Origin of the sequence: Microbacterium sp. TPU 3598, assembly GCF_002356155.1 — a bacterium.
GTDB lineage: Bacteria > Actinomycetota > Actinomycetes > Actinomycetales > Microbacteriaceae > Microbacterium > Microbacterium maritypicum_A.
In genome coordinates, this window is the sequence record NZ_AP017975.1 from 3,097,187 (window position 1) to 3,119,797 (window position 22,611).

The 22,611-nt window shown below is 67.2% G+C and carries 25 protein-coding genes and 2 pseudogenes; 15 read left to right on the plus strand and 12 right to left on the minus strand.

Annotated elements, in window-relative coordinates; genetic code table 11:
* Both MST3598_RS14770 and MST3598_RS14775 read left to right on the plus strand, forming a co-directional pair.
* The gene (locus MST3598_RS14770; RefSeq protein WP_029259962.1) at positions 1-1,239 is read left to right on the plus strand and encodes a kynureninase; all 1,239 of its coding nucleotides are present in this window, start codon (positions 1-3) and stop codon (positions 1,237-1,239) included.
* A complete protein-coding gene (locus tag MST3598_RS14775) occupies positions 1,229-2,050 on the plus strand; it encodes a PaaX family transcriptional regulator (protein ID WP_029259961.1) in 822 nt (273 codons plus the stop codon). The genes MST3598_RS14770 and MST3598_RS14775 overlap by 11 nt, the downstream gene beginning before the upstream one ends.
* Here the strand turns inward: MST3598_RS14775 and MST3598_RS14780 are convergent.
* Positions 2,047-2,541 carry an FBP domain-containing protein gene (locus MST3598_RS14780; protein ID WP_029259960.1) on the minus strand — a complete coding sequence of 165 codons (495 nt, stop codon included), beginning with the start codon at positions 2,539-2,541 and terminating at the stop codon, positions 2,047-2,049. The genes MST3598_RS14775 and MST3598_RS14780 overlap by 4 nt on opposite strands.
* A gap of 297 nt (positions 2,542-2,838) precedes the next feature.
* Between MST3598_RS14780 and MST3598_RS14785 the strand changes: the two genes are divergently transcribed.
* From MST3598_RS14785 to MST3598_RS18875, 3 genes and pseudogenes are all read left to right on the plus strand, one after another.
* A complete protein-coding gene (locus MST3598_RS14785) occupies positions 2,839-3,186 on the plus strand; it encodes a hypothetical protein (RefSeq protein ID WP_021201232.1) in 348 nt (115 codons plus the stop codon).
* A 49-nt stretch (positions 3,187-3,235) separates the two neighbouring features.
* Positions 3,236-3,658 (plus strand): annotated as a pseudogene (locus MST3598_RS14790) (TraM recognition domain-containing protein); the annotation flags it as partial.
* A gap of 52 nt (positions 3,659-3,710) precedes the next feature.
* Positions 3,711-4,235, plus strand: a pseudogene (locus tag MST3598_RS18875) (DUF4913 domain-containing protein); the annotation flags it as partial.
* Positions 4,236-4,496: 261 nt separating this feature from the next.
* Here the strand turns inward: MST3598_RS18875 and MST3598_RS18880 are convergent.
* A complete protein-coding gene (locus MST3598_RS18880; RefSeq protein ID WP_442922811.1) occupies positions 4,497-5,408 on the minus strand; it encodes a DUF3800 domain-containing protein in 912 nt (303 codons plus the stop codon).
* Here MST3598_RS18880 and MST3598_RS14805 point away from each other — a divergent pair.
* Positions 5,363-6,658: a hypothetical protein gene (locus MST3598_RS14805; protein WP_029259958.1), complete on the plus strand. Its 1,296-nt coding sequence runs from the start codon at positions 5,363-5,365 to the stop codon at positions 6,656-6,658. The two genes, MST3598_RS18880 and MST3598_RS14805, sit on opposite strands and share 46 nt — an antisense overlap.
* Positions 6,659-6,739: 81 nt before the next feature.
* Positions 6,740-7,615 carry a hypothetical protein gene (locus MST3598_RS18410; protein WP_136053546.1) on the plus strand — a complete coding sequence of 292 codons (876 nt, stop codon included), beginning with the start codon at positions 6,740-6,742 and terminating at the stop codon, positions 7,613-7,615.
* 291 nt (positions 7,616-7,906) lie between these two features.
* Here the strand turns inward: MST3598_RS18410 and MST3598_RS14815 are convergent, their stop codons facing one another.
* From MST3598_RS14815 to MST3598_RS18420, 4 genes are all read right to left on the minus strand, one after another.
* Positions 7,907-8,530: a hypothetical protein gene (locus MST3598_RS14815; RefSeq protein WP_136024474.1), complete on the minus strand. Its 624-nt coding sequence runs from the start codon at positions 8,528-8,530 to the stop codon at positions 7,907-7,909.
* A 122-nt stretch (positions 8,531-8,652) separates the two neighbouring features.
* Entirely contained in the window at positions 8,653-8,871 is a 219-nt protein-coding gene (locus tag MST3598_RS14820) for a PLDc N-terminal domain-containing protein (RefSeq protein WP_029259955.1), read from the minus strand.
* Between the two features lie 1,178 nt (positions 8,872-10,049).
* On the minus strand, positions 10,050-10,850 hold the full coding sequence (locus MST3598_RS18415) for an AAA family ATPase (RefSeq protein WP_231924889.1): 801 nt from the start codon (positions 10,848-10,850) through the stop codon (positions 10,050-10,052).
* Complete coding sequence (locus tag MST3598_RS18420) at positions 10,739-11,116, minus strand: hypothetical protein (protein WP_157749866.1); 378 nt, start codon at positions 11,114-11,116, stop codon at positions 10,739-10,741. The genes MST3598_RS18415 and MST3598_RS18420 overlap by 112 nt, the downstream gene beginning before the upstream one ends.
* A 215-nt stretch (positions 11,117-11,331) precedes the next feature.
* Here MST3598_RS18420 and MST3598_RS14830 point away from each other — a divergent pair, with 215 nt between their 5' ends.
* Positions 11,332-11,538 (plus strand): CsbD family protein, encoded by a 207-nt coding sequence (locus MST3598_RS14830; protein ID WP_017829324.1) that lies wholly within the window; start codon positions 11,332-11,334, stop codon positions 11,536-11,538.
* A gap of 75 nt (positions 11,539-11,613) precedes the next feature.
* On the opposite strand, the gene MST3598_RS18555 is transcribed toward MST3598_RS14830, so the two are convergent.
* Positions 11,614-11,778, minus strand: a complete 165-nt coding sequence (locus MST3598_RS18555; RefSeq protein WP_017201713.1) for a hypothetical protein — start codon at positions 11,776-11,778, stop codon at positions 11,614-11,616.
* Between the two features lie 123 nt (positions 11,779-11,901).
* Here MST3598_RS18555 and MST3598_RS14835 point away from each other — a divergent pair, with 123 nt between their 5' ends.
* From MST3598_RS14835 to MST3598_RS14850, 4 genes are read left to right on the plus strand one after another with little or no spacing between them, the layout of a single operon-like run.
* Positions 11,902-12,168: a DUF7218 family protein gene (locus tag MST3598_RS14835; RefSeq protein ID WP_021201234.1), complete on the plus strand. Its 267-nt coding sequence runs from the start codon at positions 11,902-11,904 to the stop codon at positions 12,166-12,168.
* Between the two features lie 8 nt (positions 12,169-12,176).
* A complete protein-coding gene (locus tag MST3598_RS14840) occupies positions 12,177-13,274 on the plus strand; it encodes a carboxylate-amine ligase (RefSeq protein WP_029259952.1) in 1,098 nt (365 codons plus the stop codon).
* Positions 13,275-13,334: 60 nt separating this feature from the next.
* The gene (locus MST3598_RS14845; protein WP_029259951.1) at positions 13,335-14,732 is read left to right on the plus strand and encodes an MFS transporter; all 1,398 of its coding nucleotides are present in this window, start codon (positions 13,335-13,337) and stop codon (positions 14,730-14,732) included.
* Positions 14,729-15,559: an endo alpha-1,4 polygalactosaminidase gene (locus MST3598_RS14850; RefSeq protein WP_029259950.1), complete on the plus strand. Its 831-nt coding sequence runs from the start codon at positions 14,729-14,731 to the stop codon at positions 15,557-15,559. Before MST3598_RS14845 ends, MST3598_RS14850 begins: the two co-directional genes overlap by 4 nt.
* 13 nt (positions 15,560-15,572) lie before the next feature.
* On the opposite strand, the gene MST3598_RS14855 is transcribed toward MST3598_RS14850, so the two are convergent.
* Together MST3598_RS14855 and MST3598_RS14860 are read right to left on the minus strand one after the other, a co-directional pair.
* Positions 15,573-16,424, minus strand: a complete 852-nt coding sequence (locus tag MST3598_RS14855; protein ID WP_029259949.1) for a phytanoyl-CoA dioxygenase family protein — start codon at positions 16,422-16,424, stop codon at positions 15,573-15,575.
* Between the two features lie 94 nt (positions 16,425-16,518).
* Complete coding sequence (locus tag MST3598_RS14860; protein ID WP_051671165.1) at positions 16,519-17,364, minus strand: AraC family transcriptional regulator; 846 nt, start codon at positions 17,362-17,364, stop codon at positions 16,519-16,521.
* A gap of 155 nt (positions 17,365-17,519) precedes the next feature.
* Here MST3598_RS14860 and MST3598_RS14865 point away from each other — a divergent pair, with 155 nt between their 5' ends.
* Both MST3598_RS14865 and MST3598_RS14870 read left to right on the plus strand, forming a co-directional pair.
* A complete protein-coding gene (locus MST3598_RS14865; protein WP_096359614.1) occupies positions 17,520-18,575 on the plus strand; it encodes an iron-containing redox enzyme family protein in 1,056 nt (351 codons plus the stop codon).
* Positions 18,572-18,775, plus strand: coding sequence for a CDGSH iron-sulfur domain-containing protein (locus MST3598_RS14870; protein WP_029259946.1), 204 nt, complete (start codon positions 18,572-18,574; stop codon positions 18,773-18,775). Before MST3598_RS14865 ends, MST3598_RS14870 begins: the two co-directional genes overlap by 4 nt.
* Positions 18,776-18,812: 37 nt before the next feature.
* On the opposite strand, the gene MST3598_RS14875 is transcribed toward MST3598_RS14870, so the two are convergent.
* Both MST3598_RS14875 and MST3598_RS14880 read right to left on the minus strand, forming a co-directional pair.
* Entirely contained in the window at positions 18,813-19,688 is an 876-nt protein-coding gene (locus MST3598_RS14875) for a heme o synthase (RefSeq protein ID WP_029259945.1), read from the minus strand.
* 6 nt (positions 19,689-19,694) lie between these two features.
* Entirely contained in the window at positions 19,695-20,474 is a 780-nt protein-coding gene (locus MST3598_RS14880) for a YggS family pyridoxal phosphate-dependent enzyme (RefSeq protein ID WP_051671164.1), read from the minus strand.
* Positions 20,475-20,554: 80 nt separating this feature from the next.
* On the opposite strand from MST3598_RS14880, the gene gabT reads away from it, so the two are divergent.
* On the plus strand, positions 20,555-21,892 hold the full coding sequence (gene gabT, locus MST3598_RS14885; protein WP_051671163.1) for a 4-aminobutyrate--2-oxoglutarate transaminase: 1,338 nt from the start codon (positions 20,555-20,557) through the stop codon (positions 21,890-21,892).
* 15 nt (positions 21,893-21,907) lie between these two features.
* Here the strand turns inward: gabT and MST3598_RS14890 are convergent, their stop codons facing one another.
* Positions 21,908-22,570, minus strand: a complete 663-nt coding sequence (locus MST3598_RS14890) for an HAD-IA family hydrolase (RefSeq protein ID WP_197024853.1) — start codon at positions 22,568-22,570, stop codon at positions 21,908-21,910.
* Positions 22,571-22,611 lie beyond the last annotated feature (41 nt).

The following is a 22,611-nucleotide window of genomic DNA, read 5'->3' on the forward strand; positions in this document are numbered from 1 at the left end:
ATGACCATGACGCCCGACTCCTCGCTCCTCGACCTCGCCCGCGCTCTCGATGCGGCCGACCCGCTGCGCGCCCACCTCGATGCGTTCGCCGAGGCTCCCGGCGTCACCGCGTACCTCGACGGCAACTCGCTCGGGCGTCCCCTGCGCGATGTCCCCGAGAAGATCGCCGCCTTCGTGCGGGACGACTGGGGCACGCGGCTGATCCGCTCGTGGGACGAGCAGTGGATGGCGCTGCCGATGGAGCTGGGCGACCGCATCGGACGGGTCGCTCTCGGCGCCGCCCCCGGCCAGACCGTCGTGGCCGATTCGACCAGCGTGCTGATCTACAAGCTCATGCGCGCCGCCGCGTCGGCCGATCCGGACCGCACCGAGCTCGTGATCGAGGCGGGCAACTTCCCCACCGACCGGTTCCTCGCCGAGGGCGTGGCCGCCGAGACGGGGATGACGCTGCGGTGGATCGAACCCGACCCGGTGCACGGGGTGACCATCGCCGATGTCGAGGCCGTCGTCTCCGCACGCACCGCCCTGGTGTCGCTGAGCCATGTCGACTATCGCTCGGGAGCCCTGGCCCACATGCCGGGTATCACCGCGACGGTGCGCGAGGCCGGCGCCCTGATGATGTGGGACCTGTGCCACTCGGCCGGCGTCGTGCCGATGCAGCTCGACGAGTGGGGTGTCGACATGGCTGTCGGCTGCACCTACAAGTACTTGAACGGCGGGCCGGGCTCCCCCGCCTTCGCCTACCTCCGACGCGGACTGCAGGGTGTGCTGCGCCAGCCGATCCAGGGCTGGTGGAGCGCCGCCGACATCTTCGCGATGGGGCCGGAGTACGTACCAGCGGGCGACATCCGCCAACTGCTCAGCGGCACGCCGCCGGTGACCTCGATGCTCGCGATGCAGGGCATGCTCGACCTCATCGAGCAGTCGACGGTCGAGGGCGTGCGGGCGAAGTCGCAGTCGCTGACCGATCTTGCGGTGCAGGCCTACGACGAGCTGCTCGCCCCTCTCGGCGTGCGACTGCTCAGCCCCCGCGACGCCGAGGTGCGCGGCGGTCATGTGACGATCGGCCACCCCGACTTCCGTGAGGTCACGCGGCGCCTGTGGGCGGACGGCATCATCCCCGACTTCCGGTTCCCGGATGGCATCCGCCTCGGCCTCTCCCCGCTCAGCACTTCGCACGTCGAGACGGTCACCGGCGTTCTCGCGGTGCGTGACGCGTTGGAGTCCGGTGACCTCTGACCCCGCCGTCGCCCCCGTGCTCGACGACATCGATGCGCGCCCCGGCAGCACCGCCTCGCTGCTGCGGACGTTCATCGGCGTCTTCCTGCGCCCGCTCGGCGGATGGATCTCGACGGCCGACCTGGTCGCTTTCGCCGGCGACCTGGGCATCGAAGCGGCACAGGCACGCACGGGTGTCGCCCGCCTCAAGCAGAAGGGCCTGCTGCTCGCCTCGCGCGAAGAGCAGATCGGCTATCGCCTCAATCCCGCAGCCACCGGGATGCTGGAACGTGGGGATCGACGCATCTTCGAGATGCGGGAGATGACGGATGCCGACACCTGGTGCCTGGTGTCGTTCTCGATCCCCGAGAGCGCACGGAGCGTACGCCACCAGTTGCGTCGACGGCTGCAGTGGATCGGCGCGGGTGTCGTATCGCCGGCGCTGTGGATCTGTCCCGGCCACCTTCAGGCGGAGGTGGAGCAGATCCTCCAGGAACTCGACGTGCGCGGCTGGGCGACGCTGTTCCCGACATCCGTGCCCGTCCCCGCCGGCACGCTGATCGAGGCCGCGGCGCAGTGGTGGGACCTGGAGGCGCTGCGCGGCGAGCATCTCTCTTTCCAGGGCGCGCTCGCGACGCTGCCCGCCGAGCCGTTCGCCGCGTACGTGCAGCTGATCGACCGTTGGCGGGTGCTGCCGTACACCGACCCGGGGCTTCCCCCCTCGATGCTGCCGACCGATTGGCCCGGTCGTCGCAGCTTCGACGAGTTCGCCCGTCGGTCGGCGGAGCTGGCCGCACCCGCCTGGGCGCATGTGCGCGCCCGGATCGTCTAGCCCGCCTGCCCCGCGACCTCGGCGAGGAAGCCGGCCACGTGCTCTTGCAGTCGCAGGATGCGCAGGTCGCGCGCGAACTCGCGGTCGAACCCCTGGTAGGCCAGGGGCGGCAGGATGCGGACATTGTGGTTGCAGCCGAACTCGGCGCAGGTGAGCACGCCCACGCTGTCGCCCTTGCGTCCGGCCGGCCCGGCCTTGCGCGCGACGTACAGCTGCACGTCGTTGCGGAGCGTGACGTCTTCGCACCATGAGCATTGCGCCCGCGCGATCACGCGCTGTTCGGCGCGCTGCAGGAAGACGCCGACCGGGGCGTCGTCGATCCAGCTGACGACGTAGGCCCGGCGGGGCATCTTCGGGTCAGCCCAGCCGAGGAAGTCGAGGCGATCGAAGTCGATCTCGGCGAAGCCGTGCGGCAGGGTCAGGTCGGAGACCTCCTTGCGGGAGGCGTTGAGGAAGGAGGCGCGGATGCCGCGCTCGTCGATGGGACGCATGAGAATGAGTGCTTTCGGGGTGGTCGCCGCGAGGGCGAGTCGATGGGAGGAAGGTCCCGGACGCGGATGCCGGGTACGTCACGACACCGGGGACGGGGGTTCCGCCTCCGGTGGGTCCTCAGCCTCTGTCTGCGGCGCGGAAGGCGCCTGCAGCTCCGTTCTGCGCCCCGTGGGCGCTCATCGACGACAGCACCCGGCGAGCTTACACCCGTTTGTTTCACTCCGTGTCGACCCGCCTGGGCACAGCGCGACGGGCGTCTTAGTCTTTCCGGAACGTCCGACCAGAAGGAGACCACCGTGTCCACGCCGCTGAACCGCCTTTCGCCCCTCCCGGTGCGTGAGCGTGCGGCGTGCATGTGCAGCCACGGCGGCCGGTGCTCCTCCTTCGCCCCCGGCCATGCTCTGCACCTCATCCAGGCACGCATCGCCTCGGCGACGCCCACGGAGTGGGTCGACGCCCTGGTCGAGTCTGCCGACGCCGTATCGGGAGACCTCGTGGTGCGCACGCTCGACGGCGAAGCGCACGATCTGTGGAACGGCTCCGGCGCTGCGCTCGAAGCCGCTCCGGGCACCCCCGTCGCACTCCACGCGCGCTACGGCGTGCTGGCCGTCGGCGGCACGCAGTTCAACGTCGCAGCCGTCTGATCGTTCTTCCTGAGCCCCGACCCTTCCCGACAGGTAAAGCCACTACCGCGCCCGCGGCAACGTCGTCGTGACAATTCTGCAGCGCGAGGACCAGGGTAAGCAGGTATGGCCGAACGGTGGATTCGAGAAGCTGCTCGCTGCGTCCATGTGGTGGATCTACGCCGGCGGTAACGCCTCCGCGTCGTTCTACCGCAACGTGTCCGACCTGATCGGCGACTACGAATACACCGAACGCTCCACCAGCGCCGGCCGTGGCAGTGGCTCCACACAGGTCTCCCGCCGCACGGAACGGATCATGGACGTCGCAGATCTCGACGCCCTCTCCGTCGGCCGCATGATCGTCTTCGCCTCCGGATGCCGGGCCGCGCTCGTACGGGCGCGGCCGTGGTTCACAGACAAGCGCCTCCGGCAGCTGGTCGCGATGCGCCCCGAACGTGTGCACCACCAGGTGGAGGAGGACGCTTATGTCTGAGACCGCCGAAGACGGCTTCGTCGTCGACGAGCTCGCGATCGCCGCCGCTGCGATGGACGTCGCCGCTGCCGAGAAGGCTCTGCACAGCGCCGAGGAGAAAGCGGACGCCGCCGACGATGCGCTGGCCGACGCGAACGACGATGTCACTGTCGCGGAAGCGAAGGTCGATGACTACACGAGCGACGACGCGAAACTGCCCTGGCAGGTTGCGGCCGCGCAACGCGAACTCGCCAAGAAGACCCGCGCACACGCACGCGCAGCACGGCGCCACGAAGAAGCCCACCACGAGCTCACCCCCGCACAACGAAAGCTCGACGTCGCCCTCGAGACGCTGGACGCGGCGAAGAGCACACCGGTTACCGAGGACGACGAAGACGAATCATCGGTCTCGTTGCTCGCATGGAGTGTCCCTCTCACCACCGCGCCGCCTGAGCTCGTCGAGTGGGTGGAAGGCACATTCCAGGACTACCTCACCGGCACGATCGGGCTCGTGAAATCCGGGCGATGGTGCATCCGCTGGACCGAGCACCCCGACGCCGTGCACCGGCTCGCCGGCATCTACGACGAATGGACCCACATGCGCCTCCGCATCAAGGGCGCCCCCCCTCACTACACACCTTCTACCGCGAGATCCTCGACTACCACATCCCACAATTCACCAGCCGCGAGTACGGCGTCTTCCAACGATGCGACGGCGCCGGCCACGAACCCCACGAACGCATGGACACCGACTAGCCCGCCACCTCAGGCAGCCGATGTAGTAGAATCAAAAACAGCGACGGGCCGGTTACCGGAACGTTGCACGCCTAGGACCTCGCATTGCGGGGTCCTAGTTCTTTTACGGCTCCCAGGTGTGGTTGTGCGCCGTCATCTCGTCGAGGATCCCGCTGAGCCTGGACATGACGCGCACCGCCTGTGGGTGGCGCTCCGTCTGCGTCGATCGGCGCCGGTGCAGGTAGGCGCCGAAGTCCGCGATCTGGAGCCCATTCACGGAGTGCGACGGAGCGAAAGAGATAGGCGCCACGATCGTCGAGAGCGTCGAGCTTCGGTAGCCGGGCGTGCCCCACTTCTGATATCCCTCGAACTGGTCGAGATGCTGCGCCTGAGTAGCGATCTCATCGGCGACGACAGTGACCTTTGCACTCATGTGATGGTCCCTTGAGCGCTCGTGCAACCGCTCGAGCGTGTGCCCCAGAACGATCGCATGTGGATGGTCCGGGTACTTGTAGCGGGCATGCAGCCTCTGGAGATCGAGCCCTCGGAGCACGAACCGCACGCTGCAGTCAGATGCAGCCTGGAGGACGGCCGCATAGATGCCGGCGGCCTCACGGTGCTTCCCCTTCAGCGGAGCCCAATCCTTGCGCCCGTTCATGAGCTCGTCGGCGTGGAACTCAATATCAAGCGGGGTTCCGTGCGCGTTGTGGGTTCTTACCCTGATCTCTGTGAGCTTGGCGTCAACGCACGCCCAAGCAGCTTCGTCGGCGACGGCCGCAGCGACGTAGTAGCGATCTGTCGTGTACGACTCGTCAACATAGGCATAGAACACGGTTCTACGGTACCGCCCCCACTTGCGCTGAAGAGAGCGCCTACCCATTCGAAACCCCAGCACCGTCCAAAGAGAGGAGCACTCAGGTTCTGACCCACTCGGGCCATAGTGGAGACAGAACTGATGGAACTTCGACGATCGGTGGGGGCTAGAAGAGCATGGAGCACGTACAGGCAACTGTTCTAGATGTAATAGAGAACGCATTGGGCGAACGCGGCGACCGACTGGCCTGGGGCAAGTTATCCCGAGCCCAGCTTGAGGATCTTCGCGACCGGCTGCTGGAGTTTAGTCAGGCAGACGCAGAACGCGCCGCGCCTGAGGGGACTCACGTGATGGGGGGAATGTTCGCTCGGTACTGGGAGGATCCCGTAGCTCGAGCGGAACTGAGTGACGCTCTTCTCTACTATCCACAACTCCTCGCACTGGACCCGTTCGCCGACTTCTTCGCTGACACCTCGGCCCTGCCGACCCTGCGCGATCTTCGGTACATGCGAAACGGGCGTGAAACAATGCGGATCAGCACCGGTGGCGCTATCTGGGCTCATGCCGACTCCGCCGCGAGCTTTGGCGACGATTGGGCCGGTGTCGCCGCTCGCCTGTCGGAGATCTCTCGAAACTTGTATGAACTCGAGATACCGATCCGATCCGGCGTGATCATCCTGCGCAACCAATGGGCTGTCTTGAGGAGACGCCGATCCGCTCTAGAAGCATCAGTTCGGTTCGATGCCCGCTCTGAACGAATGCAGACCGTGATGCGCTCCCTCCAGGATGAGGACGCAAGGCTGCCACTCTGGGACAACCTGCGAGGCTTCCACATCACTGGCAGCGGACGGCTGAAGCCTGCCGACGCAGCGTGGGAATATCAACACTTCTTCTTCTACCTGGCAAAGACACTGGCCGTCGCGGACTCCGCGCAGGCCACGTATGCGCCCAGTCGGCCTGGAGATCTCGCGCTGCTGAAAGCAAAGGTCAACGCAACGCCCACGGCTGGCTACCCACCACAGATACTTGCTCAGGTGTCCTCGATCGTGCTGCCCACGACAGACGTATCCATTCGCGAGGCGGCGGCGATACGAGCGTCCTCTGCCGATTTCGCTGACTGGCGTGCGCAGTTACGCACGTTTGCCCGCGACGCAGGAGCCGCGACACCTCAAGAACTAGAGGAGCGCGCCAAAGACGTATTCGAGCCTCAGGTTCGACGCGTAGAGCGAGAACTCTCCGGCCAGAAGCAACGCGCCACCAAGGCCGCGGTGACAGAACTTCTCCTGTACGGCACCATCTCGACGCTTGCCACCACAGCCACTTCTGACAACCTGGCGTTAGGCGCAGCCGTAGGCGCAGCAGCAGCCGCAACCACGGGCGTCGTGAGCTGGATCCAACACGCCTACCGCAAACCGCAGCTGCACGGTGCAGACGCGGTCCTGGCAACACTGATGCGATCGGATCGGAAGTAGTCGAACGATGCTCCGCGTCCCGATTCTCAGTAGTTCTGGGCGGGCGCGATTGAGGCCGGATCCGCACGGTAGTGTTCCGCCATGGATCCCGTGTCAACTGCAGCTCTCGGCGCCGCTTCAAAAGCACTCAGTGACAGCTCGGCCGAGGGCACGAAGGTCGCTGCCAACCTCATTACCCGCCTATTCGGCCCGAGCGCTGATGTAATCGGGGAGAATTGGGCAGATCGCCTTCGAGAAGGCAACCTTCGACGCCTTCTCGCCAAGACTGAAGCGCGCGAAGCTGCAGCAAGCGCACGAGGCGAAGATCCTGGGTTCGCAAGTACACGGGTAGCATCACAAGTCTTTGAAAGCGCACAGTTCACGGACGCCGCCGTCGTCTCCGAGTATCTGAGCGGAGTTCTCTCGTCTTCCCGCAGCCCGTCCGGCCATGACGACGCCGGGGTCGCCTGGACGTCGGTCGTTTCCCGGTTGTCGAGCGACCAACTACGACTGCACTACGCGATATATGCCAGCCTCCGGCCACTGGTGCTGGCAGACCCTCCCGAGCGAGTGTCATCGCTTCATTCGAGGGATGTTGTTCTTGACCTCCGCGAGCTTCGACAGCTGTCCGCCGAAGACGACTACGAACGTTTCGCCGACGCAGTGGATGGCTTAGTGCGCGAGAATCTGATCGATGGGCACTACAGCTACGGGCCGCGGGAGAAGGTCTTTGAACAAGAACTACAGCACAACAACGTCGCGTTCCTCAGCGCGTTTGTGATCAAGACCGCGCTCACAGTTCACGGAATCCGGCTATTTCTATGGGGCAACGGCTCCGGACGTCTAGGGGTGGACGCGTACGCGGACCCTAACGTGGACCTCTCCGCTGTTGACCCAGACGAGATGCCCAGCCTCGTCGATGCCGCCTTCTCCGATCGAATCCTCAGTATTCGGTCACCAGAGCAGTCATTTGGTTAATGAGGAATAACCGATAATGGATCTTATTTCAGTTCGGTTGACGAATGCTCCTCCGGAGTGATCGAGAAGATCGCCGCAATGATCCCCGATCACCAGACTCTCCCTTGCCCTCGATTCGCGCTTCCAAAGCAGCTGCTCCCGGCCACTCAGAGTTGAGTGGCCGGGAGCCCGCTTTTTCGGTCAGATGGACTCGAAGCTGTTCCAAGCTGCGTTCTACCGCGGGCGCACCGCTGGTTGCGCAATTGAGGGTCCTTCCGTCATTTGCTGGGAGGGCCCTCCATCGGCCGAGGCTTAGCCGTAGGTGACGGCGGTACCGGTGGGCGTGACCTTTAGTTGCAGGTATCCGGGGATGCTCCCCCAACCCGCGAGGCCGGTGGTGAACGAGTACCGGATACGAGTTCCGTTGTCGTAGGTGTTGACCGCCTCGTTCGAGACGGTCATGGTCACAGACACGAACTGCGCTGTTCCGTTGATGTACTGAGCCTTCGAACCACCGCTCCACTGCTGGTAGTTCGCCTTGAAGCTGTTGCTCGCCGTTACGCCGTGGTAGTAGATGTGGCAGTTGCTGGCGTATCGCACGCCCGCGCTGTATCCGAACTTACAGCTGGTGATGCCACTCGCACGGCTTGTGAGCGGAGTCACCGTGTAGTCGCCGGTGTATCCATCATCGAGGAAAGGCGCGGCGGCTGCGACCATCGCCGCGAGTTCGGCCTGGGTAGCTTCCTGACCGATTTCCTGGCCGGTCTCCGTGACGGATCCGTCTGCGAAGTGCTCGGTGGTGACGGTGTATCCATCGCGCACCTCAGTCTCGACGTCGACCGGCGCTTCCCCCGTCATCGAGTCCCACAGCACCCCGTCCTCGAGCTTCTGCACAAGGGCGTCCTGCGTGTCCGGATCGACTGCTACGGTGCTCAACGCTTCCCGTATCGCTTGTTCGTTCGTACTGGACAGATCTGATCCGGCAGCGTGTGCCGGGGCCCCAACAAAGAGGACGGCGCTCAGAGCTACCGCCGTTGCAAGGGTCGTGCTGAATACTTTCATGAGTTCTCCATCTCTGGCCTATTTCGGTGGACGGCGCGGAACAGGAACCAGAGAAGCGGCCCGACGATGGGCAGGAAAACGATCACGAAGAACCACACGAGCGACACAATGAGAGTCATCCGAGGTGCCCGTCGAAACAAGCTCACCAGCGCCGCCCCCGTGAGAACGAGCACCGGCACCAACCCAATGGACCACACGATGTCGTAGGGAGCCATGCGCACCGCCTCTCTTTCTCCGGTCTGTTCACTGCCAGGCCGGTTTCTACCTCCAGGCAATCATCACTCGCCACCGGCTGTCTGTCCCCTCTTTGGTGGACAGAAAGGGAATCGAAGTAGTGCTAAACGGCGACGAGGCCCACGACGGCACGGAATCGTCAATCTGCGCGACTACTCAGCGCTGTTCAAGTGCCCGCACGACGGCCACCGCGGGCAGACCCGGATCTACCAGTTCGACATCGGTCTCGACGAGACGATCCGTCGCCACGCAGGACGGCCACTGTTGAAGAAGTTCGGCGAGGACACGATCCGCGACCGGTACGACGGGTGGCAACCGCTCCCCTGGCACGACGAAACGCGCGTACGCGGGACGACGTTTCGACCGAAGGTCTGGTGACGTCGATCCTGAAGGACCTCAGCCTTCAAGGCTCCCCACGGCGGGCGATTGAGGGCGAATAGTCCTCGCAGCGATAAGCCGGATATCCAGTCATATCGTGTCCTGGACGCTCCGACGAGCAGCGCCCAGGCGTTCGTCACAGCCGGGCGCGATCGCTTCACGGCGCCATGTCTCGCGCAGCTGCTCGGAAGGCTGGGGAGCTGGTTCATTGCCGTGCTTGCTGATGAACTGTCGCCGCGCTCTCTCGTAGGCCTCCTCGGCAGTGCAACGGCGGAAAAATGTGGCTTCAGTCGCGTTGACGCGCACCTGTTCCACCATCGCGTAGTCACGTTCCCAGGTTGCGATGCTTGCGCGTTCGTGTGCTCCAACGCGTTCGTGTTCGGCGCTGGATACCCCCTCGAGTGCGCTCCGGTACTCCTGCTCGAGCGCGGCGATCCCGGCAGCGGGGTCGGTGTCAGAGATCCCCGGGGGCCGTTTCTCCCAGCTCGCGGTTGCGAGCTCGTCGCGCAGCTTCAGGTCGACGCCGGGGGCGGGGAGGACGATGCCGTGGAGGTCGCGGCTGATGTTCTCGCAGGCGGCTTCGACACCGCGGTCTCCGGATTCGCGGCGCAGCGCTCCGGTGAAGATGGAGCGTGCTTCGGCGACGTCGACGTCGCCGGCGACCAGGTGCAGGGTGTTGTGCTCCCGGCCGCGGGTCGCGGAAACGTAGACGGCTTGCGCGCTGGACGAGTCGGTGACGATGTCGTGCGCGAAGTCGACGGTGGCGCCCTGGACGCCGTACTCAGTCGAGGCGTAGGCGAGGTGCGTGTGCCTCGACGTACTCGGCGGGTAAGCATGCCTTCCGCCCGTGCTCCTTCACGGTCACAGATCCGTCGCGGTGGACGCGGGCGACGGTCCAGGTGTCGCGGTTCACGACACGCAGGTCTTTGTCGTTGCTGCGGGTCATGATGCGGTCGCCGACACGGATGTTCAAGCCGTCGCTGCCGGCGACCTCAACGGCCGGTGTGCGGGTGAGGCTGGCGCGGGCGCGCGCGTCTTGGGCAAGGGAGTTTAGCTGTGTCGCGGCGTCGTTGGAGGTGACGACGACGGTTGCGCCGGCTTCTGCCTTGCGGACGACGTCCGTGCTGATCGCTGCCCATGCTTCCGCGTCGGTGGCGTGGATGGTGATGTTGCCGCGTTCGAGCCTTCCGGGTTCGTGACGGTCGCGCATCGCGATCGTGAGCTTCGCGTACTCCTTGTCCTTGAACCGGTGCACTTCGGTGAGGTCGATGGGGCGCCGGGATGCCGCGACGGCCAGGTCAAGGACACCGCCGGGTCCGACGGCGGGCAGCTGCGCACGGTCGCCGATGAGTGCGACACCAGCCCCGGTTTTGTCAGCGATGGTGATGAGCGCGTGGGCGAGGTCTTGGTCGAGCATGCCAGCCTCGTCGATGACGATCCGGGTCGATGCCGCCTGAGCCCGCCTCCGGTTCAGGCGCTCGCCATCAGCATGTCCTTCATGGCGGTGCAGGCATCCATGCAGGCCTGGCACGCCTGAGCGCACATCCGGCAGACGTCGCTCTCGTCGGCATGCCGCGCGCACGCGTCCATGCACGTCCTGCACATCGCGATGCAGGCGTTCAGCATCGCCATCATCGACGCCGGGGTCATGCCCTGCATCCGCATCATCGACCGCATCATGGTGTTGCACATGTCGGCGCAGTTCATGCACGCCGGTGAGCAGTCCATCATCTGCGTCGAGCACACCGTGCAGGCCTGCTCGCAGGCAGCGCACGCATCCATGCACGCCTGCATGACGGCCATGTCCATCATCTGCATGTCGGGCATCGACTCCATGTTCTTCGACATGGCGCCCATCATCATCGAGTCCATCGCACACCGCTTCCTTGGTCGAGGTCCGCGGGCAGGACCACCCGCCTGGCGCCAGGCTAGTCCTTCCCGGTGCATGAGTCGATGGGCGCCGAACGTTGTCATGGTGCGAGCCGATTGTCAATCCCGTGGCCGCTTCTCCGCAGGAGTGAGAGTGTCGGAAGCAATCGATCCGCCTACGAGAGGAGCCGCACATGAGTGCCGCAGACGACATCAAGAACGCCGCCGAGAAGGCCGCCGGAAAGGTCAAGGAAGGCGTCGGAAAGCTCACCGACAACGAGAAGCTCGAAGCCGAGGGCAAGGCGGATCAGGTCAAGGCCTCCGCCAAGCAGGCCGGCGAGAACGTGAAGGACGCCGCGGGCAAGGCCGGCGACAGCGTCCGGGACGCGTTCGAGAAGTAAGACGCCCCACACACCGAAGAGGTGAGGCCCGCCGAACGGCGGGCCTCACCTCGATGGGTCAGACGTGTGGAGTCGTCAGACCTTGCGGCTGCCGCTGATCGCTCGGATCAACCAGGCGATCACAGCGATCGCGAGGAGGACGAGCCCGACCCACAGGAGGAACTGGAGCGACTGCACCAGTCCTCCGGTGATCGCAAGGATCACTGCGACGACGATGACGATGATCAGGAGGATGTTCATCGGTCTTTCCCTTCTTTCGGCAGGCGCGAACGCCCGACTGTGGTGCCTCCACGCTAGCCGTGGGAAGCGTTATGCCCGAGGGGGTTGACTTACCCCCTCCGAGTGCGCGAAGGAGACGAGCACATGCCAGGAAGACGCGACAACTCGCTGAAGGATCCCGAGCTGTACGAAGAGCTGAGGAAAGACGGCGCCTCGAAGGAGAAGGCCGCGCGCATCTCGAACGCCGCGGCGAAAGAGGGGCGCAGTGCCGTGGGGCGCCGCGGCGGCGAACACGGAGACTACGAGGATTGGACCGTGCCGGAGCTGCGCGCGCGTGCGAAGGAACTCGGTCTGACCGGCTACAGCGGCAAGCGGAAATCCGAGTTGATCTCCGCGCTCAGGAATCACTGAGGCCGGGGATGGCGCGCTTCGGCATCGAGGAGGAGTTCCTCTTCCTCGATGCGCACTCGCTGGTGCCCGTGACGCTCACCGCCGGCACTCGCGAGCGCATCACGCGCCTCCGGACGGGCGGAGAGGTGACGAGAGAGTACCTGACCTCGCAGATCGAGTGCCTCACCGAGCCGGTCACGACCGCGACGGACGCTGAAGCGCAGCTGGCCCATCTGCGCGGCCTCATCGGATGGCACGCCCAGGATCAGCATGCCATCGCCGCCGGCACCGGCACCCCGTTCGCCTCCACCCGGTCCTCCGCTGTATCGCCCTCGCCGCACTACGACGACGTCGCATCGCAGCTCGGACATCTCACGCGCGACCACGAGGTCAACGGGCTGCACGTGCACGTCGAGGTCACCGACGACGAGGAGCGGGTCCGCGCCCTGAACCGGGTGCGCGGCTGGCTCCCCGTGCTGCTGGCGCTCACCGGGAACAGCCCGTTCGTGAACGGACGGGATTCCGACTTCGCCAGTTGGCGCAGCATCCTGATCCGTCGGCTGCCGTCGTCATGGGCGCCGCCATGCTTCCGCGACTACGACGACTATCGCTCGGGTGTGCAGCGTCTCATCGACGTCGGCGCGCTCACCGATGCGGCGTCGCTGTCATGGTCGGCCCGGATATCGGAGCGGTACCCGACCGTCGAGGTCCGGGTCTTCGACGCCCAGCTGACAGCCGAGGAATCGGTGTCCGCCGCGCTCCTCTCCCGCGCGCTCGTGCTCACCACCGATCTGCCGCTCGCCGACATCGGCGTCGACGGCATCGACGCCTCTCTGTGGACGGCGGCCCGCCGAGGGATGGACGCACGCCTGCTCGATCCGAAGACCGGCGAGGCCGAAGACGCCTGGAAGCTCGCCGACCGCATGCTGTCCGCGATCGCTCCCACGCTCCGCGAACTCGGCGACGAGGATCGGGTCCGCGACGGCATGGATCGGCTGCGCACCGACGGGTCCGGTGCGCAGCGCCAGCGACGCGCCGTCGCCGAGGGCGGGACGCGTGCCCTCGGCGATCTTCTCCGCGCAGGGACAGCCGCACCGCTTCCCGCCCCCGCAGAGCAGCCGGCCTGATCTTCGCCGGCCCTGATCTTCGCCGGCCCCGACGTCCGACGACGACGGTATGGTCGGCCTGTGGCCTCCTTCGCCCCGCTCCAGCGCCTCGTGATCTCGATCGCGGTGCTCGCGTCGTTCGTGACGTTCCTCGACGGCACGGTCGTCAACGTGGCGCTGCCCGCGATCAGTCGCGAGCTCGGAGGCGGCATCACCACCCAGCAGTGGGTCGTCGACGCCTATCTGATCACTCTGAGTGCCCTGATCCTGCTGGCCGGATCGGTGTCGGACGCCTACGGCCGGGTGCTGGTGATGCGTATCGGGCTGATCGCGTTCGGCGTGGCATCCATCGCCGTGGCCGCGGCATTCGATCCACTCGTCCTGATCATCGCCAGGGCCGCGCAGGGGGCCGCCGGTGCGCTGCTGGTGCCGAGCTCGCTCGCACTGATCACCGCGACCATGCGCTCCGACGTGCAGTCGAGGGCGATCGGCGTCTGGACGGCGTTCACCACGGGAGCACAGCTGGTCGGTCCGCTGCTGGGCGGATTGTTCGTCGACTACCTGTCCTGGCGCTTCGTCTTCCTCATCAACGTGATCCCGATCGGCATCACTCTCCTCCTGCTCTCCCGTCTTCGTCTGCCCGAGCATCCCCGTGGCATCACGGTCGACTGGTGGAGCGGGGCGCTGTGCGCGGTCGGACTCGGCGCCGTGGTCTTCGCACTCATCGAACAGCCGAATCTGGGGTGGCAGTCGCCCGCGATCTGGATTCCGGCCGTGGCCGGCGCCGCCCTGTTCGCCCTGTTCCTGTGGCGTCAGCAGCATTCGGCGTCGCCCCTCATGCCCCTGTGGCTGTTCCGGGTGCGCGACTTCGGCTGGGGCAACCTCGCCACCTTCTTCGTGTATGCGGCCCTGTCGCTCAACGGCTTCGTGGTCGGCGTCTACCTGCAGCAGGGGGCGGGCCTCAGCGCGACCGCCGCGGGATTGGCCAGCCTGCCCATGACCATCCTGATGATCCTCGTCAGCTCGCGCGCGGGCCAGTGGGCCGGCCGGTGGGGACCGCGCATCTTCATGACGGTCGGACCGCTGCTCATGGCCGTCGGCGCCCTCATGCTGCTCCTCGTCTCGGCCGACTTCGACTACTGGTGGCAGGTGCTGCCGGCGATGATCGTGATGGGCCTCGGGCTCTCGCTCACGGTCGCTCCGCTCACGGCCGCGATCCTCGGAGCGATCGACGAGAACCACTCGGGTATCGCCTCGGCCGTCAACAACGCCGTCTCGCGTGTCGCCGGGCTGCTCGTGGTGGCGATGCTGTCGACGATCGTCGGCGGTGCGCTCGACCTCGACGGGTTCCACAGCGCGGCATGGGTCACGGCGACGCTGCTCGTGATCGGCGGCGTGGTGTCGTGGATCGGCATCCGCCGCAATCCGGCCGAACCGACACCGGCCGACGCCGCCGCGACCGGCCCCGTGCCGCGATGACCGTGGCCGCACTCGCGCGAGGCCGATGGGCCGGTCTGATCGTCGTCGGAGCGCTCGCGCTGACGGCCTGCTCCCCCGCGCCCGCGCATTCGCCTTCGTCGGGCGTCACCCTTCCGCCCTCCGGCTCGGTGCCCGACTACCAGCTGGGCGGAGCCTACGCACCGGACCCCGAGGTCGGCATCGTCGGGCGGGACCGGAGCGCCGAGCCCGTACCCGGCGTGTACTCGATCTGCTACGTGAACGGCTTCCAGACGCAGCCGGGCGAACTCGCAGACTGGCCGCGCGATCTGCTGCTCCAGCGCGGGGGCGAGGTCGTGTTCGATCCGGACTGGCCGGACGAGGCGCTGCTCGACACCTCGACCGCGGAGCATCGAGACAGGATTTCCGAGACGGTGAAGCCCTGGATCGACGACTGCGCGGATGCCGGCTTCGACGCGGTGGAATTCGACAACCTCGACTCGTACTCACGGTCCGATGGTTCCCTCTCGTTCGACGACAACCGGGCACTGGCCTCGCTCCTCGTCGATGCCGCCCACACCGCGGGACTCGCCGCCGGGCAGAAGAACGCCGCCGAGGACGCGGCTCCGCTCCGCGCGCGGGCCGATTTCGACTTCGCCGTCACCGAGGAATGCGCCGCGTATGAGGAGTGCGAGGCCTACACGTCGGTCTACGGCGACCACGTCATCGACATCGAGTACGCCGACGAGCTCCCGCGGTCCTTCGCCGAGATGTGCGCCGACGACGCCTCTCCCGCCGCGATGGTGCTCCGCGACCGCGATCTCGTCACACCGGACGACGGCGCCTACGTGTTCGAGACCTGCGGCTGAGCGATCCGGCTGCTCAAAGACCGTCGTCCTCGTGCCAGTGCTCCTGCCAGCGCCAGTCGATCGGCTCGGATGCCCGCTGATAGCGGATGTCGGTGGAGAGACGGATACGCCCCTGCGGGTCGACGTTGTCGGTGCTGGCGTGCACCACGTACGACGAATGGACCATCACGTCGCCGGCCCGGTAGTCGGCGAGCAGCCACCGCGCATCGTGCGCCTCGGCGAGAGCGGGGAGGTCGGCCGTGATCGACGCAGCCGGGGGCCTGTCACCGCGCTCCCGCTCGGCGGCGAGGGCCCAGTGGTGGCTGCCTTCGAGATAGGTGAGACCGCCCTGCTCGACGGGACAGTCTCCCAGGGGGATCCACATCGAGAGCACGCGCTCGCTTCCCTCGCGCAGATAGACGAGGTCGTAGTGTGCCTGTGTGGCGGTGCCGATGCCCGATTCGCCCGGACGGATGTGGCGGATGATCTTGCGCCGGTGCAGGTGCACGTCATCGCCGAGGAACCATTCGAACCACCCGCGGATGTCGGGGTGTCCGGTCAGCGCCGCGTATCGCTCCCCCGGAACGATCTCCTCGAACAGGGCGGCGCGGATCTTCGCCCTGTCGATCTCTCCCTGCGCGCCGATGCCGACGGCGGGATCGGAACCGTGCTCCGTGATCCCGGTGTCCGCCATCGCCGTGAAGTAGTACTCGCGGAACGAGGCGACCAGCTGCGGATCGAGCTGCTGCGGCAGATAGAGATAGCCGTCGCGACGCAACCGATCCCACAGCGCATCCTTGTCGCTGCGAATGGCGTCCGGCACGGGCTCCATCCTGCCCAGGCGGGACGGAGAATCGTCGAGGGTGTATCCGTTGGAGGTGAGCATGACTCCAGCGTCGGCGACACTTGGACTTCCGTCCATGGACTTTTCCGCCGGATCATTGGATTATCCGGGATGAACCGACCGCGACTTGGAGTATTCAGTCGAAGCGCGATCGGGCCTGCTGCCGGCGGAACGCCGATGGCGCGGCCCCCGTGCGCCGGCGGAAGAGTCGGGAGAAATAGGCCGCGTCGTCGTAGCCGACCTGCGCGGCGATCTGGCCCACATCGAGCCTGGTCTCCGCCAGGAGCGACTGGGCCTGCGCGATGCGCACCTCGATGACCAGATCGTTCACTGTGAGCCCGGTCGCGGAACGCACGGCATCCCCCAGCTCGCGCGCGGTGAGCCCGACGGCGGCTGCCCGCTCGGCGACCGAGAGGGTCCGGGTCGCACCACGAGTGACGAGGTCGACGATGGTGGCACCGGCCGCCGCCCCTTCCGCCGGATCCGCGGCATCGAGGATGGCGAGCAGGAGCCGTTGCGTCGCGACCGATGCGGCGATCTCCGCCCGCGCCCCCACCGCGGCGACAGCCACGCAGAGCTCACGGAAGATCGCATCCGCGTCTTCGACCGGCCGGAGGAGTTTCTGCACCGGCCGGTGGCGCCCTCCCAGTCCGGTCGTCTCGAATGCCGCGAAGGGCTCGCCCTCGAACAGCACCCAGTGCTCCGACCACCCCCGGGCGTCGGAGCCGTATCCGTGACGGACTCCGGGCGTGAGCCAGATCACCGCCGGGCCCGCCACCGGCACCTGCAGGCCGCGCGGCTCGTACTCCTCGTAGGTGCCGCGCCCTTCGGAGATGTAGACGAGGCCGCGGGTCGGGAGTGCCCGCTGACGGAAAGGCGGCTGCAGGCCCGCCTGTTCCCCGGCTCCATGGCACGAGATCAGGAATCGTCGCATCGCATGGCGCGGTGAGGCGTAGTGGGACCAGGAGGCCGTCGGCGTCATCGACGTCAGCCTACTGCCGCGCCCGCAGTCCACCCCGCGCATCGCTCCGGCAGCTCCCGCGCGTGGCTCACGGAAGAGCCCACGTCAAGTCCCTGGCCGGATCCCACCGTTCCGCGCAGGATACGGAGTGTCCGCATCGATTGGGAGCTCGACACATGACCTCATCCGCCCCGGCAACCGCCCCGGCATCCGCACCAGCCCTGGCATTCTCCGACAGAGGGCCGGTGAGCAGCGCCGTGATCGCGCATCTCACCGGCGCGGAAGACGCCGGCGACCACACCACCCTCGCCGAGGAGGTCGTCGCGGCGAGCGCCGACGTCGTCCGCGACGACGACGTCCAGCTCGCCCTGTTCGTGCTCTACGCCTCCGCCTACGGATCGCTCCCGCAGCTCGATCCCGATCGGGAGTGGGATCCCGCGCTCCTCGCGACCCGGTGCCTGCTCGAAGCGGCCTTCGAGGGCGAGTTGCGCGCGAAGGTGCCGATGCCTGACCTCCCGGAGCCGACGGTGGATGCCGTCGGTCGAGCGCTCTTCGCGCTCGCGGGCGCCGATTCCGGACCGAGTCTCTCGCGGTACTTCGCGAAGAAGGCCACCGAGGCGCAGGCGCAGGAGATGCTCATCCAGCGTTCGGCCTACACACTGCGCGAGGCGGACCCGCACTCCTGGGCGATTCCTCGATTGGACGGACGCGCCAAGGCGGCGCTCGTCGAGATCCAGTCCGACGAGTACGGCGGCGGACGCCCGCATCGCGTGCATGCCACCCTCTTCGCGCGAGCGATGCGTGCGGCCGGTCTCGATGACACCTACGGCGCATACATCGACGATCTGCCCGCCGTCACGCTCGCGTCACTCAACATGATGTCGATGTTCGGACTCAATCGCCGCCTGGTCGGTTCGATCGTCGGACACCTGGCCGCCTACGAGATGACCTCGTCGATTCCCTGCCGCCTGTACGCCGACGGTCTGCGCCGGCTGGGGTTCGCCCCCGATGTCACCGAGTACTTCGACGAGCACGTCGAGGCCGACGCGGTGCACGAGCAGATCGCCGCCCGAGACCTCGCCGGCAGCCTCGCCGAGGACCGCCCGGAGCTCCTGCCCGACATCATGTTCGGTGCCGCCGCCGGCCTCACGATGGACGGGTGGGGCGGGGCGCACATCCTGGAGTCCTGGTCCGCGGGTGCCTCATCCCTCCGCGAACGGACACCGTCGTGAGCGGCGAGGATCGCGCGACGATCACGCCGTACCCCGACGGCCCGCTGCTCGTGCGGGGCGAGATCGATCTGCGCACGGCCGACGGCGAGCAGATCGCACAGCACCGCCGCACGGTCGCACTGTGCCGCTGCGGCCTCTCGGCGCTCAAGCCCTTCTGCGACGGCACCCACAAGCCGGCGGGCTTCCGCACCGACGACTGAGGCTCCCTCCGCGGCGCGGCGTCATCGCGTCATCGCGTCATCGCGTCAAGAGCGGATCGATGCCCACCGCCAGGAACAGCACCGCGAGATAGACGATCGACGCGCGGAAGACGAGCATGGGGCGCAGCTCCGCACCGCGCCGGTCGCGCACGCGCATGCGGTACGCAGAGAAGAGGAAACCCGCGCCTGCGGCGAGTGCCGTCACCACGTACAGTCCGCTGACTTCGGCGACGAGCGGGAGGGCCAGCGAGCACACGACCGTCGCCACGGCGAACCCGATCACCCTGACGGCGACATAGGCCGGGGCGCGCGTCGCACCGAGCATCGGCACGCCCGCACGCCGGTAGTCGTCCCGGTACCGGATCGAGAGCGGCCAGTAGTGCGCCGGAGTCCAGAAGAAGACCACGAGGAACAGCACGACGGCCGGCCATTCGATGCCGCCTCGCACCGCGCTCCAGCCGACGAGCACGGGAACGCACCCCGCGACACCGCCCCAGACCACGTTCTGCTCGGTGCGACGCTTCAGCAGTACCGTGTAGAACGCCACGTAGAGCACGAGTCCCGCTGTCGAGAGCGCAGCGGGCAACGGACCGACCAGAGTCAGCATCCACACGACGGAGCCTGCGGCGAGCACCCACGCGAAGGTCAGCCCAGCCCGCGGTGAGACGATGCCAGTGACCAGCGGACGCTGAGCCGTCCGTTCCATCAGCGCGTCGCTCTCCCGCTCGATGTACATGTTGAACGCACCGGCGGACCCGGCACTCAGCGCCCCGCCGATGAGCACCGCCGCCATCAGACCCAGATCGGGCAGGCCATCGGCAGCGAACACCATGACCGGGATCGTGGTGACGAGGAGGAGCTCGAGGATGCGGGGCTTGGTGAGTTCGACGTACGCGCGCAGGGTCTGCAGCACGCGCGTTCAGCCCTCGGGCCAGTAGTAGCTGTCCGGGAGCGCGCGGGCTCCGAAGATCGCCTGCCCCACGCGCACGCAGGTCGCCCCCTCTTCGACGGCGATCTCGTAGTCGCCCGACATGCCCATCGACAGCTCGCCCGCACCGATCAGGTCGGGGGCGTCTTCTCTGGCCTGATCTCGCAGCGTGCGCAGCAGGGAGAAGCACTCACGTACGCGGGTGTCGTCGGGGGTGAGGATGGCGAGCGTCATCAGGCCCCGCACCCGCAGCGTCCCGTAGGAGGGAAGCGCCTCCAGGAATGCCGGGAGCTCTTCGGGGGGCATCCCGAACTTCGAGTCCTCGGCCGAGGTGTTCACCTGCACGAAGACATCGAGGCTGCGACCCGCGGCCTGGAGACGCCGATCGAGCGCCTCGGCGACGCGCAGCCGGTCGAGAGCCTGGAACTCCGCAGCGAATGCGGCGACATCTCTCGCCTTGTTGGTCTGCAGGTGTCCGATGATCGACCACGACACATCGAGGTCGGCGGTCTCGCCGTTCTTGCGCACCGCCTCCTGCACCTTGTTCTCGCCCAGCAGGCGCATACCCGACTGGATCGCGACCCGGACGCGATCGGTCGGAACGGTCTTGCTCACCGGCAGCAGCGTCACCTCGTCCGGGTCACGGCCCGCTCGGCGCGCCGCCGCGGCGATGCGTGCTTCCACGCCCGCGAGGTTGCGCCGGAAGTCCTCGACGGTGAACGCCGTGGGATAGCGGTCGTCGGAGCCGACCGGTGCTTCCATTTTTGACATAGGTCAAACTGTAACATAGTCTTAGGCCGAATCGACCGGGCGAGGTCCTTCGCTCGGCACCGCTCACCCAAGGAGCCGCCATGCCCTCGTCTCTCGTCCTCCCCGACGCGTCCGCCGCGCCTTCCCTCCTGACCGAGGTGCCCGGCCCGCGCAGCCGGTCGATCCACGAACGTCGCACGAGAACGGTCGCGCGCGGTGTCGGGAGCATTCTGCCGGTGTACATCGCGCACGCCGAGGGTCCCTGGGTGACCGATGTCGACGGCAACCGCTTCCTCGACCTGGGCAGTGGCATCGGCGTCACCACCATCGGGCACGGCAATCCGGCCGCGATCGCCGCCGCCGCCGCACAGCTCGAGCAGGTGACGCACACCCTCTTCACGGTGACCCCCTATGAGGGCTACGTGCGACTGGCGGAGCGCCTCGCCGAGAAGACGCCGGGCGACCATGAGAAGCGCTCGGTGTTCGTGAACTCCGGCGCGGAGGCCGTCGAGAACGCGGTCAAGATCGCTCGTCGATACACCGGTCGCCGCGCGGTCGCCGCCCTCGACCACGCCTTCCACGGGCGCACCAACCTCACACTCGCGATGAACCACAAGGCCGCGTACGGCACCGGGTTCGGGCCCTTCGCCCCCGACATCCACCGCGTGCCCAACTCGTACCCCTACCGCGATGGACTCACCGGCGCGCAGGCGGCGCAGCGGACGATCGCCCACCTCGAACAGCGCATCGGCACCGCCGACCTCGCCGCTCTGATCGCCGAACCCATCCAGGGCGAGGGCGGATTCGTGGTTCCTGCAGACGGATATCTCCCCGCCTTGCAGGAATGGTGCACGCGCAACGGCGTGGTGTTCATCGCCGATGAGATCCAGACGGGGCTCGGCCGCACGGGCACCTGGTTCGCGAGCGAGCACTTCGGCGTGATCCCCGATCTCGTGCTCACGGCGAAGGGCATCGCGGCCGGACTCCCGCTCGCCGGCGTCACCGGTCGCGCCGAGATCATGGATGCGCCCGACCCGGGTGGGCTCGGGGGCACCTTCGGCGGCAACCCGGTCTCCATCGCCGCCGCCCTCTCGGTCTTCGACGAGCTCGACCGCGGCGACTTCTTCGCGGAGGCTCTGCGCATCGGCGCACGCCTCCAGGACCATCTCGCCGCCCTGGCCTCCCGCCACCCGTTGATCGGAGACGTCCGCGGGATCGGCGCGATGTACGCGTTCGAGCTGAGCGACCCCGACACGTCGCTGCCGGCAGCCGGGGCCGCGTCGGCGATCGCGGCCTACGCGGCCCAGCACGGCATCCTGCTGCTGACCGCGGGCAGCGACTCGAACGTCATCCGATTCCTGCCGACGCTCACGACCACCGACGATCAGATCGACATCGCCATGGACGTGATCGACCGCGCCCTGACGACGCTCGACTGACGCTCTACCGGCACGTCAGTCGACCCCGCCGGCGGTGTCGACCACGAGGACGCCGTCCCGCCACCGAACCGCGCGGAGGTCTGCGACCACCACGTCGGGATCGCCGTCGGCCGATCCTGCTCCGACGCCGACGACGAATCCGGCACCCGCCGCGCGAGCCGAGCGGATCCCCGGGACCGAGTCCTCGAACACGATGCAGTCCTCGGCAGCACGCGCCAGCCGGTAGGCGCCGAGGAGGTACGGGTCGGGTTCCGGCTTACCGCGAGGCACGTCCTCCGCCGCAACCAGGGTCGGAGGCCGTGGCACGTGGGAGCTCTGCAACCGGGCCAGCGCCACGGCGCTATTGCTGCTCGTCACGACCGCCCAGACATCACGCGGCAACGACCCCACGAGGCGTGCGGCACCGGGGATCGCTCTCGTATGCACGGCCGCCTCGATCTCGAGGGCGACCAGTTCTGCAGTCGCGGCGGCCGCGGCATCCGGGCCCACCAGACCCGCGACGACTTCACTCGGCCTCATGCCATGCGGCGCATCCCGGAGGAAGTCGAACGACGGGGCGTGCCGACGCGCCCAGGCCTCCCAGGCGGGAGCCGCCGACGCGACCGAGTCCACCAAGACGCCATCGCAGTCGAACAGCACGCCGGCGCGTTCGAACTCCCAGGAATCTCCGCTTCGCACATGTGATAATTTTGGCATAGGCCAAAACTATCATCGGCACG

Coding starts and splice junctions, on each gene's coding strand:
- MST3598_RS14770 (WP_029259962.1), top strand. CDS start 1: ATGACCATGACGCCCGACTCCTCGCTCCTCGACCTCGCCCGCGCTCTC.
- MST3598_RS14780 (WP_029259960.1), bottom strand. CDS start 2,541: ATGCGTCCCATCGACGAGCGCGGCATCCGCGCCTCCTTCCTCAACGCC.
- MST3598_RS14805 (WP_029259958.1), top strand. CDS start 5,363: ATGGAGCACGTACAGGCAACTGTTCTAGATGTAATAGAGAACGCATTG.
- MST3598_RS18880 (WP_442922811.1), bottom strand. CDS start 5,408: ATGCGTTCTCTATTACATCTAGAACAGTTGCCTGTACGTGCTCCATGC.
- MST3598_RS18410 (WP_136053546.1), top strand. CDS start 6,740: ATGGATCCCGTGTCAACTGCAGCTCTCGGCGCCGCTTCAAAAGCACTC.
- MST3598_RS14820 (WP_029259955.1), bottom strand. CDS start 8,871: ATGGCTCCCTACGACATCGTGTGGTCCATTGGGTTGGTGCCGGTGCTC.
- MST3598_RS18420 (WP_157749866.1), bottom strand. CDS start 11,116: ATGTCGAAGAACATGGAGTCGATGCCCGACATGCAGATGATGGACATG.
- MST3598_RS14830 (WP_017829324.1), top strand. CDS start 11,332: ATGAGTGCCGCAGACGACATCAAGAACGCCGCCGAGAAGGCCGCCGGA.
- MST3598_RS18555 (WP_017201713.1), bottom strand. CDS start 11,778: ATGAACATCCTCCTGATCATCGTCATCGTCGTCGCAGTGATCCTTGCG.
- MST3598_RS14835 (WP_021201234.1), top strand. CDS start 11,902: ATGCCAGGAAGACGCGACAACTCGCTGAAGGATCCCGAGCTGTACGAA.
- MST3598_RS14840 (WP_029259952.1), top strand. CDS start 12,177: ATGGCGCGCTTCGGCATCGAGGAGGAGTTCCTCTTCCTCGATGCGCAC.
- MST3598_RS14850 (WP_029259950.1), top strand. CDS start 14,729: ATGACCGTGGCCGCACTCGCGCGAGGCCGATGGGCCGGTCTGATCGTC.
- MST3598_RS14855 (WP_029259949.1), bottom strand. CDS start 16,424: ATGCTCACCTCCAACGGATACACCCTCGACGATTCTCCGTCCCGCCTG.
- MST3598_RS14860 (WP_051671165.1), bottom strand. CDS start 17,364: ATGACGCCGACGGCCTCCTGGTCCCACTACGCCTCACCGCGCCATGCG.
- MST3598_RS14865 (WP_096359614.1), top strand. CDS start 17,520: ATGACCTCATCCGCCCCGGCAACCGCCCCGGCATCCGCACCAGCCCTG.
- MST3598_RS14880 (WP_051671164.1), bottom strand. CDS start 20,474: ATGTCAAAAATGGAAGCACCGGTCGGCTCCGACGACCGCTATCCCACG.
- gabT (WP_051671163.1), top strand. CDS start 20,555: ATGCCCTCGTCTCTCGTCCTCCCCGACGCGTCCGCCGCGCCTTCCCTC.